This window comes from Nocardia sp. NBC_01327 (genome assembly GCF_035958815.1).
In the GTDB taxonomy this organism is placed as follows: domain Bacteria; phylum Actinomycetota; class Actinomycetes; order Mycobacteriales; family Mycobacteriaceae; genus Nocardia.
The window spans coordinates 2,445,050-2,471,586 of record NZ_CP108383.1 but is presented as its reverse complement, the minus strand read 5'-3'; the positions used below and the strand labels follow the sequence as shown (position 1 = coordinate 2,471,586).

At 67.6% G+C, this 26,537-nt stretch carries 20 protein-coding genes; 7 read left to right on the top strand and 13 right to left on the bottom strand.

What is annotated here, in order from left to right; genetic code table 11:
- Positions 1 to 15: 15 nt before the first annotated feature.
- From OG326_RS10785 to OG326_RS10775, 3 genes are all read left to right on the top strand, one after another.
- Positions 16 to 1,413, top strand: coding sequence for an MFS transporter (locus OG326_RS10785; protein WP_327144484.1), 1,398 nt, complete (start codon positions 16 to 18; stop codon positions 1,411 to 1,413).
- Between the two features lie 15 nt (positions 1,414 to 1,428).
- Positions 1,429 to 1,836: a MarR family winged helix-turn-helix transcriptional regulator gene (locus OG326_RS10780; RefSeq protein WP_327144483.1), complete on the top strand. Its 408-nt coding sequence runs from the start codon at positions 1,429 to 1,431 to the stop codon at positions 1,834 to 1,836.
- A gap of 75 nt (positions 1,837 to 1,911) precedes the next feature.
- Positions 1,912 to 3,003 carry a methyltransferase gene (locus tag OG326_RS10775; protein ID WP_327144482.1) on the top strand — a complete coding sequence of 364 codons (1,092 nt, stop codon included), beginning with the start codon at positions 1,912 to 1,914 and terminating at the stop codon, positions 3,001 to 3,003.
- A 253-nt stretch (positions 3,004 to 3,256) separates the two neighbouring features.
- On the opposite strand, the gene OG326_RS10770 is transcribed toward OG326_RS10775, so the two are convergent.
- Positions 3,257 to 3,775: a DUF4254 domain-containing protein gene (locus tag OG326_RS10770; protein ID WP_327144481.1), complete on the bottom strand. Its 519-nt coding sequence runs from the start codon at positions 3,773 to 3,775 to the stop codon at positions 3,257 to 3,259.
- A gap of 365 nt (positions 3,776 to 4,140) precedes the next feature.
- On the opposite strand from OG326_RS10770, the gene OG326_RS10765 reads away from it, so the two are divergent.
- Complete coding sequence (locus OG326_RS10765) at positions 4,141 to 6,528, top strand: DUF6585 family protein (RefSeq protein ID WP_327144480.1); 2,388 nt, start codon at positions 4,141 to 4,143, stop codon at positions 6,526 to 6,528.
- On the opposite strand, the gene proB is transcribed toward OG326_RS10765, so the two are convergent.
- The 9 genes from proB to OG326_RS10720 all read right to left on the bottom strand — a co-directional run bounded on the left by proB (position 6,518) and on the right by OG326_RS10720 (position 19,019).
- Complete coding sequence (gene proB / locus OG326_RS10760; RefSeq protein WP_327144479.1) at positions 6,518 to 7,651, bottom strand: glutamate 5-kinase; 1,134 nt, start codon at positions 7,649 to 7,651, stop codon at positions 6,518 to 6,520. The two genes, OG326_RS10765 and proB, sit on opposite strands and share 11 nt — an antisense overlap.
- 21 nt (positions 7,652 to 7,672) lie before the next feature.
- The gene (gene obgE, locus OG326_RS10755; protein WP_327144478.1) at positions 7,673 to 9,127 is read right to left on the bottom strand and encodes a GTPase ObgE; all 1,455 of its coding nucleotides are present in this window, start codon (positions 9,125 to 9,127) and stop codon (positions 7,673 to 7,675) included.
- A gap of 146 nt (positions 9,128 to 9,273) precedes the next feature.
- The gene (gene rpmA / locus OG326_RS10750) at positions 9,274 to 9,540 is read right to left on the bottom strand and encodes a 50S ribosomal protein L27 (RefSeq protein ID WP_327144477.1); all 267 of its coding nucleotides are present in this window, start codon (positions 9,538 to 9,540) and stop codon (positions 9,274 to 9,276) included.
- 40 nt (positions 9,541 to 9,580) lie between these two features.
- Complete coding sequence (gene rplU / locus OG326_RS10745; protein ID WP_067568881.1) at positions 9,581 to 9,892, bottom strand: 50S ribosomal protein L21; 312 nt, start codon at positions 9,890 to 9,892, stop codon at positions 9,581 to 9,583.
- 363 nt (positions 9,893 to 10,255) lie between these two features.
- Positions 10,256 to 13,483 carry a translation initiation factor IF-2 N-terminal domain-containing protein gene (locus OG326_RS10740; RefSeq protein ID WP_442790939.1) on the bottom strand — a complete coding sequence of 1,076 codons (3,228 nt, stop codon included), beginning with the start codon at positions 13,481 to 13,483 and terminating at the stop codon, positions 10,256 to 10,258.
- A gap of 465 nt (positions 13,484 to 13,948) precedes the next feature.
- Entirely contained in the window at positions 13,949 to 14,365 is a 417-nt protein-coding gene (gene ndk, locus OG326_RS10735; RefSeq protein ID WP_297616851.1) for a nucleoside-diphosphate kinase, read from the bottom strand.
- A gap of 84 nt (positions 14,366 to 14,449) precedes the next feature.
- A complete protein-coding gene (locus OG326_RS10730) occupies positions 14,450 to 14,866 on the bottom strand; it encodes a DUF4233 domain-containing protein (protein WP_327144476.1) in 417 nt (138 codons plus the stop codon).
- A complete protein-coding gene (gene folC / locus OG326_RS10725; protein WP_327144475.1) occupies positions 14,863 to 16,305 on the bottom strand; it encodes a bifunctional tetrahydrofolate synthase/dihydrofolate synthase in 1,443 nt (480 codons plus the stop codon). The genes OG326_RS10730 and folC overlap by 4 nt, the downstream gene beginning before the upstream one ends.
- Positions 16,302 to 19,019, bottom strand: coding sequence for a valine--tRNA ligase (locus tag OG326_RS10720; RefSeq protein WP_327144474.1), 2,718 nt, complete (start codon positions 19,017 to 19,019; stop codon positions 16,302 to 16,304). Before OG326_RS10720 ends, folC begins: the two co-directional genes overlap by 4 nt.
- A gap of 369 nt (positions 19,020 to 19,388) precedes the next feature.
- On the opposite strand from OG326_RS10720, the gene OG326_RS10715 reads away from it, so the two are divergent.
- A complete protein-coding gene (locus OG326_RS10715; RefSeq protein WP_327144473.1) occupies positions 19,389 to 20,180 on the top strand; it encodes an alpha/beta fold hydrolase in 792 nt (263 codons plus the stop codon).
- Here OG326_RS10715 and OG326_RS10710 read toward each other — a convergent pair whose 3' ends face one another.
- Positions 20,181 to 20,975 (bottom strand): MmyB family transcriptional regulator, encoded by a 795-nt coding sequence (locus tag OG326_RS10710; RefSeq protein WP_327144472.1) that lies wholly within the window; start codon positions 20,973 to 20,975, stop codon positions 20,181 to 20,183.
- A gap of 285 nt (positions 20,976 to 21,260) precedes the next feature.
- On the opposite strand from OG326_RS10710, the gene OG326_RS10705 reads away from it, so the two are divergent.
- Both OG326_RS10705 and OG326_RS10700 read left to right on the top strand, forming a co-directional pair.
- Positions 21,261 to 22,421 carry a 2-deoxy-scyllo-inosose synthase gene (locus OG326_RS10705; protein WP_327144471.1) on the top strand — a complete coding sequence of 387 codons (1,161 nt, stop codon included), beginning with the start codon at positions 21,261 to 21,263 and terminating at the stop codon, positions 22,419 to 22,421.
- 119 nt (positions 22,422 to 22,540) lie between these two features.
- Positions 22,541 to 23,830, top strand: a complete 1,290-nt coding sequence (locus tag OG326_RS10700) for a DegT/DnrJ/EryC1/StrS family aminotransferase (RefSeq protein ID WP_327144470.1) — start codon at positions 22,541 to 22,543, stop codon at positions 23,828 to 23,830.
- Between the two features lie 199 nt (positions 23,831 to 24,029).
- Here the strand turns inward: OG326_RS10700 and OG326_RS10695 are convergent, their stop codons facing one another.
- Positions 24,030 to 24,956, bottom strand: coding sequence for a YegS/Rv2252/BmrU family lipid kinase (locus OG326_RS10695; RefSeq protein WP_327144469.1), 927 nt, complete (start codon positions 24,954 to 24,956; stop codon positions 24,030 to 24,032).
- Positions 24,953 to 26,530, bottom strand: a complete 1,578-nt coding sequence (locus tag OG326_RS10690) for an FAD-linked oxidase C-terminal domain-containing protein (RefSeq protein WP_327146433.1) — start codon at positions 26,528 to 26,530, stop codon at positions 24,953 to 24,955. Before OG326_RS10690 ends, OG326_RS10695 begins: the two co-directional genes overlap by 4 nt.
- Positions 26,531 to 26,537: the final 7 nt, after the last annotated feature.

Below are 26,537 nucleotides of genomic sequence, written 5' to 3'. Positions count from 1 at the left end.
CCCCCAAGGCATCTCATGTCCTCGCTGCTGGTCTCCGAAGCACACCGCACCGCCCGCGCCCGCTGGGCCATCCTCGCGGTTGTCCTCTTCGCCGCCATTCTCGATCTGCTCGACTCGACCATCACCACTCTCGCCGCCCCGGCCATTGCCGCCGATCTCGGCGGCGGCGAGGCGCTCATCCAATGGCTCGGCGCCGCTTACGCTCTCGCCATGGGCGTGCTGCTGGTGGTCGGCGGCTGCCTCGGCGACAAGTACGGCCGCCGCCGGCTGTTCCTCGTCGGCATCATCGGTTTCACCCTCGCCTCGCTCGCCTGCGGGCTCGCCGCAGATCCCGCGTCGCTCATCACCTTCCGCTTGATACAGGGCGCCTTCGGCGCCCTGCTGATCCCGCAGGGCTTCGGCATTCTCGGCGCGGTCTTCCCCCGCGATCAACTCGGCAAGGCATTCGGGGTCTTCGCGCCCGTGCTCGGCCTCTCCGCCGTCAGCGGGCCCACCCTCGCCGGATTCCTCATCGACGCAGACCTTTTCGGCCTCGGCTGGCGCGCCATCTTCCTGATCAATATCGTGCTCGGCGGACTCGCCACCGCACTCGCCGTCCGGCTGCTGCCCCGCGATCCGGGTGACCGCGCCGTCACCATCGACGGACTCGGTTCGGCCCTGCTCGGCGCGGCCATGCTCGGCGTCCTCTACGGCCTGATCGACGGTTCGGCCAATGGCTGGATCGCCCGGCCGATCCTCGCCGTACTCGCCGGTCTCGTCTTCTTCGGGCTGTTCTGCCTGCGCCAGCGCCATGCCGCCGATCCGCTGCTCGAACCCTCCCTGCTGCGCAATCGCGGTTTCACCTCCGGTCTGCTACTGGGCCTGGTGTACTTCGCCGCCACCTCCGGGCTGCTCTTCGTGCTCGCCCTGTACCTGCAGAACGGTCTGCACCGCACCCCGCGGCAGACCGCGATCGCCGTGGTCCCGCTGTCGATCGGCATCATTGCCGCGTCCATCGCGACCTACCGGCTGCTCGACCGCTTCGGCCGCACACTCGTACTGGCCGGGCTGCTACTCACCCTGACCGGCGTCCTGGCGCTGTTCACCCTCGTCCAGCTCTGCGGCACGAATATCTCGGCCTGGCTGCTCCTCGCCCCCGTCTTCCTCACCGGCCTCGGCCTCGGCACCTGCTTCGGCACCGTCTACCGGGTCACCCTCGGCGATATCGATCCCGCCGAATCCGGCAGTGCCAGCGGCTCACTCACCGCGGTGCAGCAGCTGGCCAACAGCCTCGGCGCCGCCGCCGTCACCACCGTCTACTTCCACACCGCGGGCGGAGCCGCCACCAGTCTCGCCGTCGTCGCCGCCCTCACCCTCGTCTGCTGCGGTCTGGTCCGGCTGCTGCCGCGACACGCCCCCATCGAATCCCACTGAAGGAGAATGACTCTCATGAAGCCCATCGGCTACTGGCTCAATCGCACCGACCACGCCATCACCCACTACATGCAGGACACCCTCGGCGAATTCGGCCTCACCCGGCTCGCCTGGCAGGTTCTCAATGTCATCCGCGACGGCACCGAGGTGCCCGATACCGAGGTCCACTCGGTGCTGTTCGCCAATGCGCCCGAGGAGGATCGCCTCGCCGCGGTCACCCTCGTACTGACCGACGGCTGGGCGCAGCGCCCCTCCCCCGATCACCTCGCCCTCACCGACGACGGCCGCACCCGCCTCGTCGAGGTAGCCGCACAGGTGAACACCTTCCGCGAGGTCTCCCTGGCCGGCATCAGCGATGACGAATACCGCACCGCCGTCTCGGTCCTCGAACGCATGACCCGGAACCTCGAATCTCGCACGTAGTGCACGCGCCTCGGAGCCTGCGCACCCGCGTAGGCTCCAGCTATCCGCGCTGCCGCCGACCGCTGGAGTCCAACCATGGCGTCCGCACTATCCAAGATTCCGCCACTGCCCCTGCTGCGGGCACTGGGACGGTTCCGTGACGGGCTGGCCGCGCTGCATCGACGGCTGGTGCCCGGGCATATCGCCATTCTCGAACTGCAGATGACCGGATTCCTGACGCAGGCGATCCACGCCGCCGCCCAGCTCGGGATTGCCGACGCGCTCGTCGACGGTCCCCGGCCCCCGGCCGAACTGGCCCGCGCGATCGACGTGAACGAGGACGGACTGCGGCGGCTCATGCGACTACTGATCAGCTTCGATATCTTCGCCCAGAAGCGGGACGGGTCATACGCGCTGACCGGGATGTCCCAGGCGCTGCGCAGCGATTCCCCCGTGACGCTGCGAGACCTGTTCCTGTTCTTCGGATCCGAGTACCACCGCAATCACTGGACGCATCTCGCCGACGCGGTGCGCACGGGGCAGGCCGTCGGACCGGCACTGGACGGCATGGGATTCTTCGAATACGCCGCCGCGCACCGGGATATCGGCGAACTGTTCGACCGCGCCATGACGAGCATCAGCACGCTGTCCACCGAACCGCTGTTCGCCGCATACGATTTCGGGCGTTTCGGGACGGTGGTGGATATCGGGGCGGGAGAGGGCAGTCTGCTCATCGACATCCTGCAGCGCAGTCCCCTGACCCGGGGCATCATCTTCGACCTGCCCGAGGTGGTGACGGCGCTACCGGTTGAGCTTGCGGGACTGGCGGATCGGCTCACCGTCGACGCCGGATCCTTCTTCGAGTCGGTGCCCAAGGGCGGTGACGCCTACCTCCTCAAGCACATCATTCACGATTGGTCCGATGAGGAGGCCGAACGCATTCTGCGCACCGTGCGCAACGCCATGGAACCGGATGCCCGCGTCCTGATCATCGAAATCGTGTTGCCCGAACACCACCGCCCGCACGCCGGAAAGTTCATCGATCTGGAGATGCTGGTCAATGCCACCGGCCGCGAACGGACCGAGGCCGACTTCCGAAATCTGCTGACCCGCAGCGGATTCACCCTCACCCGCGTTGTCCCCACCGCCGCACCGGATGTCATCCTCGAGGCGCGCCCGGCACCCTGACCGAACCCCCACCCCCGAACGGTGATCGGCCCCCTTGCGCCGATCACCGCTCGTGTGGGCACGATCGGCACAGCACCGGAATCCTCGGATAACCGCCGCACCAAAGGGTTCCAGCACCACGCCACCGCACCCGACCCGGCACTCCGAAGTCACCGGGCCGCTCATCCCCACAGCTCCCGTCGCTGCCTTGCGCGCGCAGCTCAGGAGCGAATACACCGCAGGTCACTGAAGTCGAGGCAGCGCCGGGTCGCTCTCACGCCGGACGCTGAAGTCGTGGGTAGGCAGGCGAGTTTCGGCGTTCCTGGGAACCCAGGACCCGCACTGCCTGATCGGTCCAGCCGTCCGCCATCTTCGCCAGCCGGTACCAGGCCGCGTGCACTTCGTGATCGGATACCTTCTCCGCCGTCTTGAGCAGATACACGGCGTGCACATGCGCGGCGGCCATCACATCGACGACGGCGCCGAGCGATTCGCCGCGCAGCACGCTGCGGCGTGCCCGCTTGGCCACCCAGTCGTCGATGAAAGTGACTGTCTGCGCACGAAGCTCGTCGATGCCACCGGCATCGCGGGGTTGTTCCCGGCGCTCCAGATGCAATTCGGCGAGGCCCCGGGCCCAGCGGGTCACGGGATGATCGTCGGGTTGGTCCCCGATATGGCCGCAGAACGCGGCCAGCAGTTCATGCCAGTCCGGGAGTAGGGGGCGATGTACGAAAGCATTGTCACGGCCATTCGCCCACGACAGCTGGGTGTCGTCCGGTTGCGGTATGTACATGCGTACCTCCACGGCGGTGCGGGCGCACCCGGCGCCGCGGGCGGCCACTGGACCGCGAGCCCGGCGCGGCAAGGGCGGACCGCGCCGGATCCAGGCAACCGCTATCGGCGAAGGGCACATCTCGATGCGGCGCCGGGTGCAGTTACAGAATGCCCCGCAAATCGCGCCCGCCCACTGCCCTTTCCATGGCCTTCCGGTGCCCCTCGCACGCCGCGCCGCCCCGACACGCGGCCGAAGGTGATAAAGGAGACCGACCGGTCCGTGATGATTCGTCCGGATTCTCGGATTGTCGGCGCCGCCGGGCTGTGGCACCGTCGATCTGTGACATTTTCGCTGTCGCACAGGAACACTCGCAGGGGGCGGCCATGGCGCGCGTGGTGGGAATCGATCTGGGATCGCTGAACTCGGTCATGTGCGTCCTCGAAGACGGGCAGCCCCGAATCCTCGTGAACGCGGAAGGCTCCGCCTTCACGTCCACCGTGGTCAGCTTCATCGATGGCGGCAGGGTGCTCGCCGGACAGGAAGCATTCGAACGGGCACATTCGCACCCCGGACGCTCGGCCATCAACTGGCGGCGACAGCTCGGCACCGAATGGCAATTCACCGACGAGGGCCGCACTTTCGGCGCACCGAAAATCGCCGCCTGTGTGCTGATGAAACTCAAGCGCGACGCGGAAGCTCAACTGGGCGAGGAGATCACCGATGTGGTGATATCGGTGCCGTCGTACTTCGGCGTCGCCGAACTGCGGGCAACCACGCAGGCCTGCACCCTGGCCGGACTGCGGCCCCTGCGCCTCGTCGGCGACGCCGGCGCGGCGGCTTTCGCCTACGCCATGCACACCAACCCGCCTGCGGAGACGATCCTCGTCGCAGACCTCGGCGGGGGCACGTTCAGTGTCGCGGTGGTGCGGATAGACCGAGGCGTCGCCGAGGTGCGCGCGGTGCGCGGCGACAACGCCCTGGGCGGGCACGAATGGGGTATGAGCATCGTCCAGCATCTGCTGCGAAAGTTCCACGCGCACAACGGTATCCACCTAGGACTGAATATCCCTGCGTTCTTACGGGTCACCACGGCCGCCCGAAATGCGAAGCATGAGCTCTCCAGCGTGCCCAGCACCATCATCGAGCTACCGTCCCTCGCCACTGACGCGGATGGTAACCAGCTGTCTCTCACCGAAACGCTCACCCGCGCCGAATTCGCCTCCATGACAGCCGATCTGCTGGATCGGTGTCGCTCACTCATCACTGCGGCCATCACCGACGCAGGCCTGACGACTCGCGATATCGACCGCGTCATCCCGGTCGGCGCCGCGAGTCGCATGGCAGCCTTCGATGCACTGATCACCGAGTTCGCCGGTGGGCGGGAACCGTATCGCGGCCTGCCGCCGGAGCAAGCCGTCGCATTCGGCCTGGCGGCCGTCACCGGCGTTCTCGACGGCACCGTCCGCGACCACACGCTGCTGGACTGCGTTCCGACGTTCCTCGGAATCGCCGTCTGGGGCGGCGGATTCGCGCCACTGATCGCGCGGGGCTCGCGCCTGCCCAGCAGGAAATCGATCTTCGTCACCACGACAACCGACAATCAATCCCGTGTCTCCATCGAAGTCTTCCAAGGCATCTACAACGCCGTGAGCCACAACCGGCTGCTGGGTGTCCTGCACCTCGACGGATTGCCGCCCGCACCACGCGGCGGCCACAGAATCGAGATCGCCGGGGAGATCGATCCAGACAACCGGATCACAGTGACGGCCAGGAATCCGATGACAGGCGCCGAGCAGACGCTGATCGTCGACAGCAATACGGACCCGTTGCCGAGCCACGATCCGATCCAGGCGTTGCAGGAGGTCGAACTGCACCCCGACCGGGGCACCGGAACGGGCGGGGAACACAAACCCGGGCCCAGGCCGGCGGATGTGCCCGCACGCCAGCGACCTTCCGAATCCGCCCTGACCGTCGCCGCGAATCACCTCCTCGGGCACCATCTCTCGACCCACCCGCACCGCTGGTACGGCGGATCGCCGCTGTGGATCTACGGTATTCCGATTGCGATCGTGGCGGCTCTCCTCGTCGTCGGCACGGTGACGAAAGGGGCAGCGGGCGCACTGGGTGTCACAGCGCTCGTCGGCATCGGGCTGACCCTCACGCAAATCAGGAACGTCCTCAGATCGCCACGGCATCTGCCGGCGCGCGTGAAATACGCGCGCGCCCGGAAACCGGGCACCGGATTCAAGGACGCACAACTGAGCCTGTTCGAACAGGGCGCGGTGATCAGCAGCAGCGGCACGGCCGCCGTCTTCCGCTGGGACACCGTGACAGTGCGGCAGGACCTGGCCCAGTCCAATGCCATCCTGCTCGGCGCCCTACCCCTCGTCACAATGCGCGACCGCTACCTACTGAGCGATCCGAGCGGCATCGACTACCAGGTCAACGACGAATTCCTCGAAGTCTGGCGGTGGGGGCCGACCATTTGGGGACGGGTGCGGGAGGCTCAGCTGCCCGGCGCACTGGCAGCTGTCGAAGCCGGGCAGACGCTCACCTTCGGGTGGATCACACTGAACCGGAACGAGGTGACCGCGCGCGGGAAAACGGTGCCGTGGAGCGACGTTCAGGAGATCCGGAATCACAATGGATTCATTTCCATTCATGTTGCCGGACAACGTCATTCACTGATCAGAGCTGCGACCAACGGCATCCCCAACGTCTTCGTCTTCCTGGAAATCGCTGAGCAGCTGCGAGTTTCGGCTAAAGCTTGACCAGATCGTCGGCGTGCACGACAGGGCGCTGCATGCCGTCCGAAAGGTCGCCGGTGGAACGACCTTTCATCGATTCCAGCTCATCGCTGTCGTAGGCAGCCACACCGCGGGCGACGATACGGCCGTCCGGTGCAATGAGATCGATGACATCGCCACCGTAGAAGCGGCCGTCCACCTTCGTGATTCCGGCGGCGAGCAGCGAGCGGCGGCGTTCGGCGACGGCCTGCACCGCACCCGCGTCGATATGCACCGCGCCATGGCTGTCGGCGGCGTGCCGGACCCAGAACTTACGGGCGGACAGGCGAACCGGGCGGGCGGCGAAGGCGGTGCCGACGGTCGCACCGGAGAGGGCGGCGGCGGCATCGGAGGCGGCGGCCAGCAGTACCGGCACACCGGCATCGGCCGCGAGCCGGGCGGCGGAAAGTTTGGAGGCCATGCCGCCGGTGCCCAATGCGCCACCGCTACCGGCGATTACGCCGTCCAGATCGGCGCTGCTGCGCACCTCTGGAATGAAATTGGCGGCTCCCTTACGGGGATCGCCGTCGTAGAGCCCGTCCACATCGGAGAGCAGGATCAGCGCGTCCGCGCCGACCAGGTGCGCCACCAGGGCGGCCAGCCGGTCGTTATCGCCGAAGCGGATCTCTTCCGTTGCGACAGTGTCGTTTTCGTTCACCACGGCAATGGCGTGCAGTGAGCGCAGCCGATCCAGGGTGCGCTGCGCATTGCGGTGATGCTCGCGGCGGCCGAAATCACCGGCGCTCAGCAGCACCTGCCCGACCACCCGGTCGTAGCGGGCGAAGGAGTTGCCCCAGGCATGGGCCAGAGCCAGCTGGCCGACACTGGCCGCCGCCTGCTTGGTCGCGAGATCCTTGGGCCGCTTGGACAATCCGAGCGGCGCCATACCCGCGCCGATCGCACCCGAGGAGACCACCACCACATCGGATCCGGCGCGCATGCGGCTTTCCACCGCATCCGCCAGCCGATCGAGGCGGTCGGTCTCCAGACCGCCCTCGAGACTCGTCAGCGCAGAGGACCCGATCTTGACGACCACACTGCGCGCCGTCGCGATCGCGCGGCGGGCATCACTGAGCCCCGAATCCACCCGCGTGATACTCGAACTCACTGCACCACACCTCTGTTCGAACTACTGGTCTTCGTCGCCCACCAGGCCACGGCGCGCACGCGAAGCATGCTTACGCTCGGCCGCACCGATGCGCTCGGTCTGATCCAGGCGCGCATCCGCGCCACGGCGGGTCATCATGACCTCCACACCGGCGGAGATCTGCGGTTCCCAATCGAAGAAGTAATCGCCGATGGTCACCGGCGCACCGGGCTCGGCGCCCAGCCGGACCAGCTCCTCCTCGATACCGAGGCGAGCCAGGCGGTCGGCCAGGTAACCCACGGCCTCTTCGTTGTCGAACTGGGTCTGCGCCACCCAGCGCTCCGGGCGCTCGCCCTTGACCAGGAACCCGCCCTCGACCTCGGGATCGCGAATGACCGTGAAACCGGTGTCGCCCTTGATGATCGGGCGGATGACCGCACGCTTGGCCTCGGCCTTCGGGTGCAGCTCGCGGTACTCCTTGATCAGGTCCGCCAGCGCGAAGGTCAACGGCCGCAAGCCATCCCGGCTCACGGCAGAGATGACGAACACCGGCCAGCCGCGCTTCTCGAACTCCGGGGTCACCATTTCGGCGAGCTCCGCCGCATCGGGGACATCGGACTTGTTCAGAATGACCACGCGCGGACGATCCGCCAGATCGCCCAGCTCCGCATCGGCCTTCAACGCCGGCTTGTAGGCGGCGAGCTCGGCCTCGAGCGCATCCACATCGGAGATCGGATCACGGCCCGGATCCATGGTGGCGCAATCCACCACATGGGCCAGCACCGCGCAGCGCTCCAGATGCCGCAGGAAATCGAGTCCCAGACCGCGGCCCTCGCTCGCGCCCGGAATCAGACCGGGCACATCGGCCACGGTGAACGTGGTGTCGCCCGACTGCACCACACCGAGATTCGGCACCAGTGTGGTGAACGGGTAGTCGGCGATCTTCGGCTTGGCCGCCGACAGCACCGAAACCAGTGACGACTTACCGGCCGACGGGAAGCCCACCAGGCCCACATCCGCGACCGACTTGAGCTCGAGAACCAGATCCCGCTCTTGCCCGTCCTCACCGAGCAGCGCGAAACCGGGCGCCTTGCGCGCCTTCGAGACCAGCGCGGCATTGCCCAGCCCGCCCCGGCCGCCCAGCGCGGCGACGAACTGCGTGCCGACGCCGACCATATCGGCCAGCATCTCGCCGTCGGCGCTCATCACGACCGTGCCGTCCGGCACCTTCAGCACCAGGCCCTCGCCGCGCTTACCGCTGCGGTCGTTGCCCTCGCCCGGTTTGCCGTTGCCGCCACGGGCATGCGGATGGAAGTGGAAATCCAGCAGGGTGTGGATATTGCCGTCGACCTCGAGGATCACATCCCCGCCATTACCGCCGTTACCGCCATCGGGTCCGCCGAGCGGCATGAACTTCTCTCGGCGTACCGAGGAACATCCGTGCCCACCCTTGCCCGCATGTACGTGCAATACGACACGGTCGATGAATTTGGACATATCGGTGATCATCCTCCTTCAGGACAGTCGGATCGCTATCGCACGGCCAGGGTGGCCGACGTGTGACTCTGAAAACAGCGAAACGGGCCAGGGTTGATCACCCTGACCCGCGTCGCGAAGTGCGTGTGGATTAGCTCCAGTGCGGCTCAGGCCGACACCGGCTCCGGAACCACGATGTTGATGGTCTTGCGACCACGCTTGGTGCCGAACTGCACCGAGCCCGCCTCGAGGGCGAACAGCGTGTCGTCGCCGCCACGGCCGACGTTCACGCCGGGGTGGAAGTGCGTGCCACGCTGGCGAACCAGGATCTCGCCGGACTTGACGACCTGGCCGCCGAAACGCTTGACGCCGAGTCGCTGCGCATTCGAATCGCGACCATTGCGCGAGCTGGATGCACCCTTCTTATGTGCCATTTCAAACTCCTCGTGCCGGGGTGACGAACCCCAAGTCGGATTACTTGATGCCGGTGACCTTCAGGACCGTCAGCTTCTGACGGTGGCCCTGACGCTTGTGGTAGCCGGTCTTGTTCTTGAACTTGTGGATGCGGATCTTCGGGCCCTTGGTCTGTTCGACGACCTCGGCGGACACGGAGACCTTCGCCAGCTTGTCAGCATCGGTGGTCAGCTCGGCGCCATCAACAAGCAGCACCGGCGCCAGGGACACGGAAGTGCCCGGCAGACCCTCGATCTTCTCGACCTTCACCAGGTCACCGACCGCGACCTTGTACTGCTTTCCGCCGGTCTTGACGATTGCGTACGTTGCCATCGGTCGGCTGCCCTTCTTCCTGTTACAAGTGCTGTATCAACACTGTGTTCACACGGCTGATCCTCCGGCTCGCACCGGAAACCGCCGTACGACTGGTCTGGTATTCACCGCCGCCTCGGGCCAGTGGTTCACACATGAACCGGGCCCTCGTTCTCACAGCGCTACTGGCTGAATGATGCCGCACAGCAAGCGCTGTCGCCGGGGGCAGCGACTGTCCAAGAGTACAGGACACGGCCGGGGCGTCCAAACCGGGGGTTCCGGGCTCATGAACACTCGCGAAACCGGTCTGGCCTGGGGAACAGCCGTGGCCCCGCCGTAGGTACGGGCGGGGCCACGACAGAGTCCGGGATCGGACTCAGATGATCAGTTCTCGCCCTCTGGAGCGCCCGCAGGGCGACCGGCGGCACGACGGCGGGGACGAGTTCGCGGAGCCACCTCGGCCGGGGCCAGATCCGCGAGGGACAGGCCCGGGGTCTGCGGCTGATCCGCGCTGGAGAGCACGAACACCGCGCCCTCACTGGCGGAGGCCGGAGCCGTGACCGCGCGAGCGACCCGGCGGCGGCCGGCCCGGCGAGCGGGCTGCGCGGGTTCGGTCACCTCCGGCTTCGGCTCGGGCGCCCGGGTGACCGGAGCCGCGGCCTGCGCCTCGGTGACGTGCACCGCGGCCTCGGCGGCGGCCACGATCGCCTCCTCGGCGACCACGGCATCCGCGGCGGCCTCGGATTCGCTTGTGTGCGAGGAGGTTCCGTTGGTCGAAGCCTTGGCGGGCTCGGCCGGACGCACCGCCTCGGACTCGGCGGAGCGCGCCGCGGCCGATTCGGCCACGGCTTCCGCACCCGCGGCCGCGGCATTCGCCAGGGCGTGCTCGGCGTAGGTGGCGTCGTCCATGTCCTCGTCGTGGTGCGAGGCCATGGCGAGCGCGACCGGATGGGCGCGCCGGGCGGCAGCCTTCTCCTTGCTCTCCGCGGTCTCCTCGACGACCACCGGCGCGGCGGGCTCGGGCACGGCCGCAGTCTCCGGAGCCGCATTGCCGCGGTCCTTGCGACGACGGCGCGAACCCTCGCGACGGGCGGCGCCCTCCTCCACCGGCGCGGATTCCACCGGGTAGTTGTGCACGATGAGGCCGCGGCCGTGGCAGTGCTCACAGGTGCTGGAGAACGCCTCGACCAGACCGGTGCCCAGCTTCTTGCGGGTCATCTGGACCAGGCCCAGCGAGGTGACCTCGGAGACCTGATGACGCGTGCGATCGCGGCCCAGGGCCTCGGTCAGCCTGCGCAGCACCAGATCCCGGTTCGACTCGAGGACCATATCGATGAAGTCGACGACGATCATGCCGCCGATATCCCGCAGCCGCATCTGGCGGACGATCTCCTCGGCCGCCTCCAGATTGTTGCGGGTGACGGTCTCTTCCAGGTTCGACCCACCGGCGCCGGTGAACTTGCCCGTATTGACGTCGACCACCGTCATGGCCTCGGTGCGGTCGATCACCAGGGTGCCGCCCGAGGGCAGCCACACCTTGCGGTCGAGCGCCTTGGCCAGCTGCTCGTCGATGCGGAGACTGCCGAAGACGTCCACGCCGTTGTTGTCGTACTTCTCGACGCGGACCAGCAGATCCGGGGCGACGGTACGGATGTAGTTCTCCACGGTCGTCCAGGCGCGGTCGCCCTCGATGACCAGCTTGGAGAAATCCTCGTTGAAGAGGTCGCGAACCACCTTGACCAGCAGGTCCGGCTCTTCGTACAGCGTCTTGGGCGTACCCGAGCCGCCCTTGGCCTGCTCCTCGATGGTGCGCCAGGTCTGCTGCAGCCGTTCGACATCGCGAGCCAGCTCGTTCTCTTCGACACCCTCGGACGCGGTGCGAATGATGACGCCGGCATCCTGCGGCACGATATCGCGCAGGATCTCCTTGAGCCGCTTGCGCTCGGTATCGGGCAGCTTGCGGCTGATACCGGTGGAGGTGCCACCGGGCACGTACACCAGGAAGCGACCGGCCAGGCTGATCTGCGTGGTCAGGCGAGCGCCCTTATGGCCCACCGGATCCTTGGAGACCTGCACCAGCACGGTGTCACCGGGGCGCAGCGCCTGCTCGATCTTGCGCTCGCGGCCACCGAGACCGGCGGCCTCCCAGTTCACCTCGCCCGCGTACAGCACGCCATTGCGGCCACGGCCGATATCGACGAACGCCGCCTCCATGGACGGCAGCACGTTCTGCACCTTGCCCAGGTAGACATTGCCCACCATGGACGCGGACCCGGTACTGGTCACGAAGTGCTCGACCAGGACGCCGTCCTCGAGCACCGCGACCTGCGTGGTGGAGGTCGGGTGGTCCTGGAAGTGCTTCTCGCGCACCACCATCACCCGATCCACCGACTCGCGGCGGGCCAGGAACTCGGACTCGGTCAGGATCGGCGGGCGACGGCGGCCGGCCTCACGACCGTCCCGGCGGCGCTGGCGCTTGGCCTCCAGGCGGGTGGACCCGCTGATGCCCTGCACCTCGTCGACATCCTTGGTGGCGGCGGCGCGGCGCTTGCTGCGCGGCTCCCGCTCGTGCACGACGGTATTCGGCGGATCGTCCTCGGAGACGGCCTCGGGCTCGGCCTCCTCGCCACCCTTGCGGCGACGACGGCGACGGCGACGACGGCTGCTCGAGCCCTCCGGCACGGCCGAATCGTCGTCCTCGTCCTCGGAGTCTTCGGCCTCGGCCTCGGCGTCGGCCCGGATCTGATCCTCGATCTCCGGATCGATCTCGCCCGACTCGTCGTCCGGGTGCTGTTCGCCGCGACCACGGCCGCGACCGCGACGGCCACGACGGCGGCGACGCGACGCGCCGTCACCGCGCTGTTCGCCGTCCCAGTCCTGCTCGTCGTCGCCCTCTTCGGAAGAGGTGTCCTCGGCAGCCTTGTCCTCGGCGACCTTGGCCTCGACCTTGGTCTTCTGCTCGACGCGGGTCTTCTCGGCGGCCTGGAACTTCTCCTCGGCCGGGGGCTTGTCCTCGGTGCGCGGCTTGTCCTCGACGACCTGGGCCTTCTCGGCCTTCGGCTTGTCCTCGACCTTGGTCTTGCGCTCGGCCCGCAGTTTGCGGCGGGCCTCCTCGGCGGCGGCGAAGTCCGGCGACTGGAACAGCGGCTGGGCGACCAGGCCCGACGGCTGGTACTGCACCGGCTCCTCGACCGGGAGCTCCGGCTGCTGGAACGGGCTGGTGAAAAGTTTGGGGGCGCGCTTGCGCGGGGTGGAAACCACGGCGGCTTCCGCGACCTCGACCTCTTCGGCGGCCAGTTCGTCGGCGGCCAGCTCATCGCCCTTGACGATGGCTTCCTCGACGGTGGCGGGGGCCGGATCGACGGCTCTGGGTCCGAAGGCGTCGCGGACGGTCTCGGCGACGGTGCGGTCCAGGCTCGATTGCGGGCTGCGGGCCTGGGCGCCCATCTCGGTCAGGTGGGCCAGGATTCGTTTGCTGGTGACTCCCAGCAGCTTCGCCAGTGCGTGCACTCGGATCCGTTCCGGCAACTGTTCGGCAGCCGGGGGTGTGTCCGCGGCCTCCCCTGCGGCGTTCACCTGTGATGTTGCTTCCTGCGGCTCTTTTTCGGCCACGAAATCTCCTTGGGCCCCCGGGCGCGTCCCTCCAGAGAGTGACGCGGCCGACGCGGGGGCGCTGTCTTCGCCTCGCGCCCATGGGCGCGAGATCAGTGGTCTGCGCGCCGCGTGCCCGTTATCACCTATTTTTTCGTCGTTCGGGCTAACTGGTCACGTGGCGCCTGGGTGGTTTGGCTCAACCCCACAGCACGAGCGTTCATCCAGCGGGCCGCCCGACAGCCGAGTCTTTGAAGCCGTCGGCGGCAGCGATGATCGTCCGTCGTGCCGTGGTGTCAATCAGATGTGACCCTCACCTGCCGCAAACGGCGGGCAGCGGCCACTTCCGATGCCAGTATCCCACATGACCTCGGAGCGCCGCGCCCACGAACCCCTTATGGGCGTCACGCGTCGCGGATCGGAGCACAGCCGGACCCGGCCCCGTACCGACCGGTACAGGGTGCCGGGACCTGTCGTGAGGTTTGCTCAGAGGGTGAATTCGGGGAACCAGAGCGCGATTTCGCGCTTGGCGGACTCCGGCGAGTCGGAGCCGTGGACCAGGTTGTACTGGGTCTCGAGGGCGTAATCGCCACGGATGCTGCCGGTCACTGCCTTCTCGACCGGGTCGGTGCCGCCCGCGATCTGGCGGAAAGCGGCGATGGCCCGGGGGCCTTCCAGCACGGCCGCGACGACCGGGCCGGAGGTGATGAACTCGATGAGCGAACCGAAGAAAGGCTTCTCGGCGTGCTCGGCGTAGTGCTCCGCGGCGATCTCCTCGGAGACGTTCACCTGCTTGAGCGCCGCGAACTTCAGACCCTTGCGCTCGATCCGGGTGATGATCTCCCCGATCAGGCCCCGGGCCACGCCGTCCGGCTTGATGAGTACCAACGTCTGCTCAGTCACGCGCATACCGTAGCTGGGAAGTTGGCCTGCGGAAAAACCGATGGCCGGGGCTCATACCCCGGCCACGCCCGGTTCGACCGGATTTCAGGCTTGGGACATGCGCTGGCTGGGCAATGTGCCCGCTTCCATGCGCTTCTTCACATCCGCCCGGATGAAGAGGATGAACAGCCAGACGGCGACGAAGACCACGCCGATGACCAGGATGGACACGTGGATGAACCCGCCTGCCAGCAGGGCGACCTGGAGGCCGAGGTTGTAGGCCATGGCCCATGGTCGGCGCTGCACGCCGGCGCCGAGGAACATCAGCACACCCAGGCCGACCACGTAGAGCACGGACCACCACTTGAGCCCGCCGCCGACGGTCGCGACCACCGGCAGCGCGAGCAGCACGGTGATGGCTTCCAGGACGAGCGTCCCGGCCATGACGCCGCGGAAGCCCTTCCACGGGTCGGTGGCGGGGGCTGGCACGCCCTCGGGCACCAAGGGCTGATCCTCACTCATGCGGGGTCCTTTCCGAACAGCGAGCGGGCCGCCCCGGCGGTGACGACCGATCCGGTGACCACGATGCCCGCACCGGAGAGGTGTTCGCCACCCTCGCCTTCTTCGGCGAGGGCGATGGCGGTCTCGATGGCGTCGGGCAGATCGGTGGCGACGGCCACCCGCTCATCGCCGAAGCGCTGTACGGCCAGGTTGGCCAGGCTCTCGACGGGCAGGGCGCGAGGAGAACCGTTCTCGGTGACGACGATCTCGTCGAAGATCGGTTCGAGCGCGTCGAGGATGCCCGCGGCGTCCTTATCGCCCAGTACCGCAACCACTCCGACCAGTTTGCGGAATTCGAATTCGCTGGTGAGCGTGGCGGCCAGGGCCTGCGCGCCGTGCGGATTGTGCGCGGCGTCGAGGAAGATGGTCGGCGCGCTGCGCATGCGCTCCATGCGGCCGGGGCTGACGGCGGAGGCGAATCCGGCTCGCACAGCATCGATATCGAGCTGGCGCGAGGCGCCCGCGCCGAAGAACGCCTCCACCGCGGCGAGCGCCAGCACCGCGTTGTGCGCCTGGTGTTCGCCGTGCAGCGGCAGGAAGATGTCGTCGTAGACGCCGCCGAGGCCCTGCAGTTCCAGCACCTGGCCGCCGATGGCGACCCGGCGCGAGAGCACCCGGAACTCCGAACCCTCGCGTGCCACAGCCGCATCCATCTCGACGGCGCGGCGGAGCAGCACCTCCATCACCTCGGGCTGCTGTTCGGCGATGACGGTGACGGTGTCGCGCGGGACCAGTTCGTCGACCGGGGCCTTCTTGATGATTCCGGCCTTCTCCCCCGCGATGGAGGTCAGATCCGGTCCGAGGTACTCGGTGTGGTCCAAGCCGATCGGGGTGATGACGGCGACCTGTCCGTCGATCACATTGGTGGCGTCCCAGGTGCCGCCCATACCGGTTTCGACGACCGCGACATCGACGGGCGCCTCGGCGAATTTCGCATAGGCCATGGCGACGAGCACTTCGAACTTGCTCAGCGCCGGGCCGCCGGCCGCGAGGGACTGCTTGTCGATCATCTCGAGGAACGGCAGCAGTTCGCGGTACAGCTCGACGTACTGGCCGGGCGTGATGGGCGCATTGTCGATGGCGATGCGCTCGGTGGCCAGCTGCAGGTGCGGGCTGGTGATGCGCCCGGTGCGCCGGTGCAGCGCGGTGAGCAGCGAATCGATCATGCGGGTGACCGAGGTCTTGCCATTGGTGCCGGCGATCTGGATGGCCGGGTAGCCGTGCTGCGGTGAGCCGAGCACATCCATGAGGGCCGCGATGCGGGTCAGCGACGGCTCGATCTTGGTTTCCGGCCAGCGCTTGTCGAGTTCGGCCTCGACCAGCGCCATTTCGGCCAGATCCACCGGCGAGGTGATCAGCGGACCGGCATCGTTGTACTGCGGTTCGGGTTCGGCATTCATTTGCGCACCGCCAGTTTCTCGAGCTCGGCGAGCCGGGCGCCGATGCGCTCGACTTCGGATTCGGCGATCTCCTTGCGCGCGGTGATCTTGGCGACCACCTCGTCGGGAGCCTTCGCCAGGAAGGCCTCGTTGCCGAGTTTGGCGGTGGTGCCTGCCAATTCCTTCCGCGCGGCGGCCAGGTCCTTCTCCAAGCGGCGCGCTTCGGCCTCGAGGTCGATGGTCCCGGAGGTATCGATTTCGACGGTGACGGTGGCATTGGTGAGCCGCACCTCGAGGGAGGCGGTGGCGGCGAAATCGTCGCCGGGCTCGGTGAGGCGGGCCAGGTTGGTGATCTCGGCCTGCTGCGCGACCAGGTCGGCGGTGTCGATGGCGATCAGTTTGGCGGCCACCTTCTGCTTATCGCCCAGGCCCTGATCGCTGCGGAACCGGCGGATCTCGGTAATGAGCCGCTGCGTGTCCGAAATGCGGCGGGCCGCAACCTCATCGGTGGCAATGCCGGAGCTCTGCGGCCACTCCGCGATGACCAGGGACTCGCCACCCGTCCGCACCCCGGCGGCATCAGTGGTGAGGGCCTGCCACAGTTGCTCGGTGACGAACGGGATGGCCGGGTGCAGCAGCCGCAGCACGGCGTCGAGCACATTGCCGAGCACGATGCGGGTGCTCGCTGCGCGCTCGTCGGATTCGGCGAACTGCACCTTGGCCAGTTCCAGGTACCAGTCGCAGAGTTCGTCCCACGTGTAGTGGTAGAGCGCTTCGAACGCCTTGCCGAATTCGTAGCGGTCGATATTCGAATCCACTTCGGCGCGAACCTCTTCGAGCCGGTCGAGAATCCAGCGGTCGGCGTCGGTAAGACCGGCGCGGTCCGGGAGCGTGCCCGGCTCGGCGCCGTTCATGAGCGCGAATTTGGAGGCGTTGAACAGTTTGGTGACGAAGCTGCGCGCGGCCGTCACGTGCGGTGTGCCCACGGAAAGGTCACTGCCGGGCTGCGCGCCGCGCGCGAGGGTGAATCGTGTTGCATCAGCGCCGTATTCGTCGATCCACACCAGCGGGTCGACGCCGATGCCCTTGGACTTGGAGTACTTGCGGCCGAATTCGTCGCGAATCAGGCCGTGCAGGAACACATCCTGGAACGGGACCTGCTTCTGCTGCGGATCCTTGCCCTCGGTGAGCACCGGGTCGTCGGAGACGAACATGCCGAACATCATCATCCGGGCGACCCAGAAGAACAGGATGTCGTAGCCGGTGACGAGAACGCTGGTGGGATAGAACTTTTCGAGTTCGGCGGTGGAGTCCGGCCAGCCCATGGTGGAGAAGGGCCACAGGCCGGAGGAGAACCAGGTGTCGAGGACGTCCGGGTCCTGCACCCAGCCCTCGGGGGCCTGCTCGTCCGGGCCGACGCAGGCGACCTGGCCCTCGGGGCCGTACCAGATCGGAATGCGGTGGCCCCACCACAGCTGCCGGGAAATGGTCCAGTCGTGCATATTGTCGACCCAGTCGAACCAGCGCGGTTCCTGGCTGGCGGGGTGAATCTTGACCTCGCCATTGCGGACCGCGTCACCGGCGGCCTTGGCCAGGGTCTCGACCTTGACCCACCACTGCATGGACAGGCGCGGTTCGATGGGTTCGCCGGAGCGCTCGGAGTGACCGACGCTGTGGCTGTAGGGACGCTTCTCGGCGACCACGCGGCCCTCGGCGGCGAGGCGTTCGCGCACCTTGACCCGGGCTTCGAAGCGGTCCATACCGTCGAATTCGGTTCCGGTGTCGGCGATCTTGCCGGTCTTGTCCATGATGGTCGGCATCGGCAGGTTGTGCCGCAGTCCGAGTTCGAAGTCGTTGGGGTCGTGCGCGGGCGTGATCTTCACTGCGCCGGAACCGAATTCGGGGTCGACGTAGTCGTCGGCGACGATCGGGATCTGACGGCCGGTGATCGGGTGGTAGAGGGTGGTGCCGACCAGGTGCCGGTAGCGCTCGTCCTCCGGATGCACCGCGACCGCGGTATCGCCGAGCATGGTCTCCACGCGGGTGGTGGCGACAATCACATGCGGCTCATCGTCGTTGAGCGAGCCGTAGCGCAGCGACACCAGTTCGCCGTCGACGTCCTTGTAGGTGACCTCGAGGTCGGAGATGCCGGTCTGCAGTACCGGCGACCAGTTCACCAGGCGTTCGGCGCGGTAGATGAGGCCCGCGTCGTAGAGCTTCTTGAAGATGGTCTGCACGGCGCGGGACAGGCCGTCGTCCATGGTGAAGCGGTCGCGGCTCCAGTCGATGCCGTCGCCGAGGCGGCGCATCTGGCCCTGGATGGCGCCGCCGGATTCGCGCTTCCAATCCCAGACCTTGTCGATGAACAGTTCGCGGCCGAAGTCTTCCTTGGTCTTGCCGTCGACGGCGAGCTGCTTTTCCACCACGGACTGGGTGGCGATGCCGGCGTGGTCCATGCCGGGCAGCCACAGCACCTCATAGCCCTGCATGCGCTTGCGGCGGGTGAGGATGTCCATGAGGGTGTGGTCGAAAGCGTGGCCCATGTGCAGGTTGCCGGTCACATTGGGCGGGGGCAGCACGATCGAGTACGGGGGCTTGGCGGAGGTGGCGTCGGCCTGGAAGTAACCAGCGGCTACCCAGCGCTCGTACATGTCACCCTCTACCTCACTGGGATTCCAGTTCTTGGGGAGGGCATCGGCACGATTACGCGAGTTCTCAGAGGCTGTGCTGGTCACCGTGAGATTCTAGATGGCCGGGAATCGGAACCAACCGCGGTGGTGCCGGAGAAAGCCGAAGGGCGGGGCTTTCGGCGGATGAGGGACACCGAAGGCCCCGCCTTCGAAGGCAAGCCTACCGCCGATTGCGGCGCCTCTCTCGGATCCATAAGCAATTCTCAGGTTCTGGCCCAAATGGGCCAGGGTAGGCCACATTTCGTTGCATTCACGTTGCGTGGGCCGCACTGCTTCCACGACCCGCAGTTCCGCTGCGCAGACGGTGGGCCTTTCCCTACAAGCCCCGGATTCTGCTGGCATACAGGGCTTTTCATGTGTGACTGAATTGCATTTCACATACCGGTGTGCCAGGTGACGTCGTAAAGTCCCAGAATGCCGTTCGTTGCTCGTGGGGGAGCGAAGATCCACTACACCGACACGGGAGGGACAGGACCGGCACTTGTGCTGGGCCACAGCATGCTGATGGACCAGGAGATGTTCGAGCTGCAGCGGGCCGAATTGGGTGAGCGGATTCGCCTGATCTGCATCGACTCGCGCGGGCACGGCCGCACCGAGGACGATGGGACGCCTTTCAGCTATTGGGACCTGGCACGCGATGCCTGGGCGGTGGCCGATCACCTCGGCATCGAGCGGGTGGTGGCCGGCGGAGTGGCGCACGGTGCGTGCACCGCGCTGCGGATGACACTGCTGGCCCGGCCGCGCACGCGCGGATTGATCGTGATCGGCTCGGCGGCCACGGCCATGACCCCGCAGCGCCGGGCGGGGTATCGCGAGGTACTGGACTTCTGGACCGGGTATGTACTGCCCGCCCCGGTCATGAAGATGGTGTCGGCGCTGACCATCGGCGGGACCGAGGAGCACCGGCGGCCGTGGCGCGAGAAATGGCTGGCCGAGGATCGCGGGCGCATTCGGCAGGCGGCCGACTGTGTGATCAACCGCGATTCGGTGCTCGAGCTGCTCGGCGATATCGACTGTCCCGCAATGATTCTGCGCGGCGTCGGCGATCAGGCCACCAGCCCGGAGGACATGCGGGAACTGGCCGAGGCGCTCGGCGGCCGGGCCGAGACGCACACCATTCCCGGCGCCGCCATTGCCGCGAATCTGACACATCCGGAGGAGGTCAATGCGCTCTTGCGGACATTCATGGACGGCCTGCCCGCCTGATCACACACCCCGCCCGACCAATCCGATGAACAGCTGATGGGCGGATTCGGGCGTGGTGCTGCGATACCGCTGCACCACCACGTCGAATACGGTGGCCGTCTTCGGATTTCGCAATTGGAAGGCGGAATCCGGGCGGCCGATCGATACGTGCGCGTCCTCCCAGAGGCGGCGGAAGTCGGCGTACTCGCCGAGTTCGCGCAGTAGCAGGTCGATGTCCTCGCGGTCCATGGCGTGCGCGGCGTAGGCGCGGAAGCGTCCGGCCATGAGCCGCGCCTCCCGCTCCCAATCCTCGATGACCATGCGGGCGCGCGGATCGGTGAAGATCCAGCGCAGTACGTGCCCGCTGCGGCGCAGACCCGGGAAGGCCTCGTCGAAGGCGCTGTTGCAGTCGACCACGTGCCAGCCGTCGTCGAGCGCGGCGGCCAGGTGCGGCAGCAGCGCGTCCAAAGTGGTCCGGACGGTGGCCGCCGCGGCACTGCCCGGACGCAGCGGCTCCGGGGTCGGCGGAGTGGGGCGCTGCTGGGCGAGATGGTAGAGGTGCACCCGCTCGGCGGAGTCCAGGCACAGCACGGTCGCGAGCGAATCCAGAATCGCCGGACCGGGATTGAGGGCATCACCCTGTTCGATCTTGGCGACATAACCGAGGCTGGCGTGGGTGGCCTCGGCCAATTGCTTGCGGGTCAGGCCGGCCGGATGTCGCGAGGTGCCCCGGGTGCGGCGCTCGCGAATGAACTCGGCCAGCGTCGGCGCGCGCAGCAGTTCTGCGGTCGGTACTCCGATTTCATTGTCGGACAACGGTTCTCCGATCGACTGCCGGTTCGTGCCACCCGGCTCGAGTAGCACAGTACCGGTCGGAGGCCCGCCGCCACACCCGAGTTCACCCGCGCCGGTACCCCTGACAGTGGCACCGGCGCTCGGCGCTGCCCCGGCCAGTGGTTGCGGCCCGGGGCGCAGCCCATGACTGGGGTATCCCACCGGTTGCCAAAGGGCAACCCACCATTCGATATTTGCACGGCGAGACAGCACCGGCGCTGGCAGTGAAGTTCGGAGCGAGTTCGCCGCAGAATCAGGAGCAAGACAATGGCCATCACTTCGCGCACCATTCGGATCGGCGAGCAGTCCTATCCGTATTCCTTCGGCGACGATTGTCTTGCCGAAATAGCGGAGGGCATTGCCGGAATGGCGGCCGACAAACTGGTTTTCGTGACCGACGATCAGGTGCTGGGCCTGTACCGCACTGTCATCGAGCGGCTGGCCGGCGATACTCCGTCGCTCACGCTGACCCATCGCGCGGGTGAGTCCATGAAGACGCTCGCATGCCTGACGGAACATATGGAGAAGGCCTTGCGCTCGGGGATGACCCGGCGCTCGGTGGTGGTGGCCTTCGGCGGCGGCGTTCCCGGAAATCTGGCCGGGCTCATGGCGAATCTGCTGTTCCGCGGAGTGCGGCTGGTGCATGTGCCGACCACCACCATTGCCGCCATGGATTCGGTGCTGTCACTGAAGCAGGCGATCAACAGCCCGGTCGGCAAGAATCACATCGGCACCTATTACGCGCCGACGGCCGTGTATGCCGATGTGCGGCTTTTCGAGACGCTGCCGGAGGCCGAACTCCGTTCGGGCTTCTGCGAAATGGCTAAGAATTGCCTTGCCATTCAGCCGGCGGCGCTGGAACCGTTGCGCGCCATCATCGGCTCCGGCTCCCTGGCCGCGCCGAAGGCATTGACCTGGCTGCTGGATGCGAGCATCGATGCCAAATCCGCGGTGACACAGGATGATACGTTCGAGCGCCGCGCCGGATTGGTCCTGGAATACGGCCACACCGCCGGGCATGCCATCGAAATCTGCGATCACCGGGTGCGCGGTGCGGCGGGTATTACGCACGGCGGCGCGATTGCGGTGGGAATGCTGGTGGCAGCGCATATCTCGCATGCGCGCGGGTGGCTGTCCGACGACGAGGTGAGCGTGCACTACGAAATCGTCGCCGGGCTGGGCGTCGAGCCGTGGCTGCCGGCCACGGTGCAGGTGGCCGATGTGCTCGGGGTGGTGGAGGAGGACAACAAGAAGGGCTATCTCGACGCGCGGCCGGGCTCGGTGCCGTTCGTGCTGCTGCGCAGCCTGGGTCGGCCGGCCATGACCGGAAGCCTCCCGCTGGTACAGGTTTCGGTAGCGGAGATCCGTGAAGCGCTGGAGGTCATAGCCCAGCCCTCCCCCGCGTCACCTGCGGTCGGCATCCACTGATTCGCACGCCGCACCGCATGGATCCGGCGGACGATATCGCGCGCGGAATCTGCTGCGCGGCACACCTTCTCTGCGCGGCGACCGCGCGTACGACAGTGATCAGCTCGGTAGGAGATTTCATGCTTGCGGTTCATGGCGGGGCGCCCGTGCGTGGTGGGGTGTCGTGGCCGCAGTGGCCACAGTACGACGCCGATACCGAGGCGGAACTGCTTGCCGCGCTGCGCTCTTCGCGCTGGTCGGTGAGCTGGTACAGCCCGGCGGGCGGGAAGTCCCGGGAGCGGCTGTTCGGGGAGGCGTTCGCCCGGTACAACGGTGCGGCGTTCGGGGTCAGTGTCGACCACGGTTCCAGTGCGCTGGTCATCGCACTGGAGGCCCTGGGCATCGGCCCCGGGGATGAGGTCATCGTGCCCGCCGTCACCTGGGTCGCGCCTGCCACCGCGGTGCTGCGGGCCGGGGCGCTGCCGGTGCTGGTCGATGTCGATCCCGAAACCGGCTGTCTCACCGCCGATCACGTGTACGCGGCGGTTTCCGGGCGCACCCGGGCCGTGATCGCGGTGCATCTGGCCTGCACCGTGGCGCCGATCGACGAGCTCGCCGAATTGGCCCGCGATATGGGTCTGGCATTGATCGAGGACTGCTCGCAGGCGCACGGGGCGCAGTGGGCGGGCCGGGCCGTCGGCACCTTCGGCGATATCGGGGTGTTCAGCCTCGGTGCGGCCAAAACCCTCGCGGCAGGTGAGGCCGGGGCGGCGATCACCGACAGTCCGGAGCTGTACCGGCGCATGCTCATGCTGCGCGCCGATTCGCGCGGATACAGCGCGCACGATCCGCTGCCCGGCGAATACGAACTGGTCGAGCTCGGCGAGATCATGGGCGGCAACTACTGCATGTCGGAGCTGACCGCCGGGGTACTGCTCGATCAGCTGCCACGGCTGGACGCCCAGCACGCGCACCGCGAATCCCGGACACGGCAGCTGGAGGCCGGACTCGCCGCGATCCCGGGCCTGACGCCGATTCCGGTTCCGGCACAGGTGAATCGGCGCGCCGTCTACGAGTACGGCCTCCGCTTCGACCCCGGCACCTTCGGCAATGCCCCCATCGAACGGGTCGCCGCAGCCCTCACCGCCGAACTGCACACCAGGGTCTACCCACCCCGAATCCCCCTGCCCCGCAGCAATCTCCTCCGCCCCCACACCAAACCCCGCTTCGCCGCCACCTGGAACACCGCCCGCGCCACCGATCGCCCCTTCCCCGGCGCGGACCACTACTGCGACCACACCCTCCTCATGCACCACAGCGTCCTACTCGGCGACCCCCGCGATATCCACGACATCCTCACCGCCCTGGACAAAGTCCGCGCCTTCTCCAGCACCCTCACCCCAGCCAGCACCCCAATCCCAGCCACATAAGCGGCCACTCCAACCTCGACCAGGAACCGCACCGCCCACGTCCCAACCGCACAGCCCGAACCCGTGCTGTCCGAACCAGACGAGCGCTGTTCGGACGAGCCGCAGGGGGCGATTCCGATTACCGGTGCGCACGGCTCGCAAGCGGCGGGGAGACCCGGCATTTCTCGGCGGGCTCAGGCTCGCCGAGAAATGCCGGTGCTCAGGGCACGAGGATTTCGAGCGCGCCGGGGTGGGCGTGGAAGGTGGCGGGGAGCAGGCCCGCCGGATCGCCGTCCGCGGTGGCGGGGGCGTTCGGGGCGGTCAGGGTGAAGCGGGCGGCCCGGTACTGGGTGGCGGCGGGATGGTCGATGCGCTTGCCCGAGGACAGGGCCGGAAGCAGGCGGAGCAGATCCAGGCGGGACATGGAGCCGACGACCGTCAGGTCCAGGAGGCCGTCGTCGATGACCGCGTCGGGGCAGATGAGCATGCCGCCGCCGTAGGTGCGGGTATTGCCGACCGCGACCATGATGGCGTCGAGTTCGACGATCGTGCCGTCCGGGTGGTCCGGGGAGCCGTGTAGTTCGATGCGGTACGGGACGGCGAGCTTGCCGACCAATTCCAGCAGGGCGGCGACGGTATAGCGCATGGGGCCCTTCGGCCAGCGCAATTCATTGGCGCGCAAGGTTACTCGCGCATCGAAACCGGTGCCGGTGACCGTGGCGAACCACATGGGCACGGTGGCGTCCCCGGCCTGCACGGTGCCGAGGTCGATGGGCCGGGTCCGCCCGCCGAGCACGACATCGACGGCCGCGGTGGTGTCATCGGGGATGGCGACCTCGCGGGCGAGGTCATTGCCGGTGCCGCCGGGCACCAGCCCCAGCGGCACGCCGGTGCCGACCAGTGCCTGCAGCACCACGCAGGTCAGGCCGTCGCCACCCGCCGCGACCACCGCGTCGGGGCGGGTGTCCGGGTGGGCGAGGGCCTCCCGCACCTGCCGTTCGGTGTCGGCCGCCGAACTGCCGCGGATCTCGGTGACATTGACACCGCGCGCCGCGAACCGGTCCGCCGCCGCGATCCCGACCTGCACGCCCTTGCCGTGACCGGACAGCGGGTTGGTCACGAGCACTATCGAGTGGATCTCTCTCACGGAATCAGCTTCCCAGGGTTCAGGATTCCGGCGGGGTCTACGGCCTGTTTGACCGCGCGCAGCACCTGAACGCCGAGGTCGCCGATCTCGGCGGTCATCCACGGGCGGTGGTCCGCGCCGACGGCGTGGTGGTGGGTGATGGTTCCCGAGGCGGCGACGATCGCATCGCCCACGGCCCGTTTCGCCTGCGCCCATTGGGCGATGGCGTCGTCGGCCTGCTTGGCGACAATGGTGAAGTAGAGCGAGGCGCCGGTCTGGTAGGTGTGCGAGATATGGCACATGACCAGGGCGGGGGTGCCCTGCGCGGTGAGTGAATCCGTCAGTGCGGCGGTGACTTTCGCCTTGAGATTGCCGAGATTGGACCAGCTGGTAGCGGTTTCGAGGGTCTCGCAGAGAATTCCGGCGTCCAGCAGCGCATCCCGCAGGTACGGGGCGGAGAAGCGGCCGTGCTCCCATTCGCGGGCGGGCGTTTCGCCGAGTGCGGTGCCACCGGCGGCGGCGAGCAGGTTGGAGGCTTCGGTGCTGCGGGCCGCGACATGTGACGCACTGCCCTCGAAGGTGGTGATGGCCAGGCAGCCGCCGACCGTACCGCCGCCGATATCGCCGGCGCGGGCCAGATTGAGTCCCGTCTCGGCCTCATCGGACAGTCGCATGACGGTGGGATTCGCACCCGCCTGGATGACGGTGCGCAGCGCGTTCGCGCCGGTGGCGAAGTCGGGGAACGACCAGGCCCGGTAGGCGGTGGTCTCCGGGATCGGGTGCACGCGCAGGGTGACCCCGGTAATGATGCCGAGCGTGCCCTCCGAGCCGGAGAACAGCTCGCGCAGATCGGGTCCGGCGGCCGAGGCGGGGGCGCGGCCGAGGTCGAGAGTGCCGCTGGGCGTGGCGATTCGGAGGCGCTGAATCATATCGTCGAAGCGCCCGTAACCGGCCGACGCCTGGCCCGAGGATCGGGTGGCGGCGAACCCGCCGATGGTCGCGAATTCGAAGCTCTGCGGGAAGTGCCCGAGCGAAAGTCGGTGCTCGGCAAGCAGTTCCTCGGCTCGCGGGCCGGTGATACCCGCGCCCAGCGTGGCGGTGCCGCTGATCGTGTCGACGTCGGTGAGGGTGTCCAGGCGGCGCAGATCCAGGGCGATGACCGCGGCGAAAGCCCCACGGGCCGGGTCGAGTCCGCCGACGACGCTGGTGCCGCCGCCGAAGGGGACCACGGCAATCGCACCGGCACTGCAGTATTCGAGCAGCGCGGCGACTTCGTCATGATCGCCGGGGAACAGCACGGCATCGGGAGCGTCCTGCGGCTCGGTGGCGCGCCGGCGCAGCAGATCGGGTGTGCTCTTACCGCCCGCGTGCCGCAGCCGATCGCGGTGGTCGAGCGATACGTTCTCGGAACCGACCACCGCGACTAGCCCGGCATGTTGATCCGGGGAGAGCGCGGATTCACGTAGCGGCACGTCGCCCTCATCGCGACGGGTCACCGCATCCGCGGACACCCCGAATACCTGCGTGAGCAATCCCCGAATGTTTTCGGGCAGCGGTTTGTGTCCGGACGGGTCGCCCCAGGCGTCCCACACCATACTCGCG

Excerpts from the sequence above, each read along its gene's own strand:
- folC (WP_327144475.1), bottom strand. The coding sequence starts at position 16,305 with ATGAATGCCGAACCCGAACCGCAGTACAACGATGCCGGTCCGCTGATC.
- OG326_RS10785 (WP_327144484.1), top strand. The coding sequence starts at position 16 with ATGTCCTCGCTGCTGGTCTCCGAAGCACACCGCACCGCCCGCGCCCGC.
- OG326_RS10705 (WP_327144471.1), top strand. The coding sequence starts at position 21,261 with ATGGCCATCACTTCGCGCACCATTCGGATCGGCGAGCAGTCCTATCCG.
- OG326_RS10765 (WP_327144480.1), top strand. The coding sequence starts at position 4,141 with ATGGCGCGCGTGGTGGGAATCGATCTGGGATCGCTGAACTCGGTCATG.
- rplU (WP_067568881.1), bottom strand. The coding sequence starts at position 9,892 with ATGGCAACGTACGCAATCGTCAAGACCGGCGGAAAGCAGTACAAGGTC.
- OG326_RS10780 (WP_327144483.1), top strand. The coding sequence starts at position 1,429 with ATGAAGCCCATCGGCTACTGGCTCAATCGCACCGACCACGCCATCACC.
- rpmA (WP_327144477.1), bottom strand. The coding sequence starts at position 9,540 with ATGGCACATAAGAAGGGTGCATCCAGCTCGCGCAATGGTCGCGATTCG.
- OG326_RS10775 (WP_327144482.1), top strand. The coding sequence starts at position 1,912 with ATGGCGTCCGCACTATCCAAGATTCCGCCACTGCCCCTGCTGCGGGCA.
- OG326_RS10715 (WP_327144473.1), top strand. The coding sequence starts at position 19,389 with ATGCCGTTCGTTGCTCGTGGGGGAGCGAAGATCCACTACACCGACACG.
- obgE (WP_327144478.1), bottom strand. The coding sequence starts at position 9,127 with ATGTCCAAATTCATCGACCGTGTCGTATTGCACGTACATGCGGGCAAG.
- OG326_RS10690 (WP_327146433.1), bottom strand. The coding sequence starts at position 26,530 with ATGGTGTGGGACGCCTGGGGCGACCCGTCCGGACACAAACCGCTGCCC.
- OG326_RS10730 (WP_327144476.1), bottom strand. The coding sequence starts at position 14,866 with ATGAGTGAGGATCAGCCCTTGGTGCCCGAGGGCGTGCCAGCCCCCGCC.
- OG326_RS10700 (WP_327144470.1), top strand. The coding sequence starts at position 22,541 with ATGCTTGCGGTTCATGGCGGGGCGCCCGTGCGTGGTGGGGTGTCGTGG.
- OG326_RS10770 (WP_327144481.1), bottom strand. The coding sequence starts at position 3,775 with ATGTACATACCGCAACCGGACGACACCCAGCTGTCGTGGGCGAATGGC.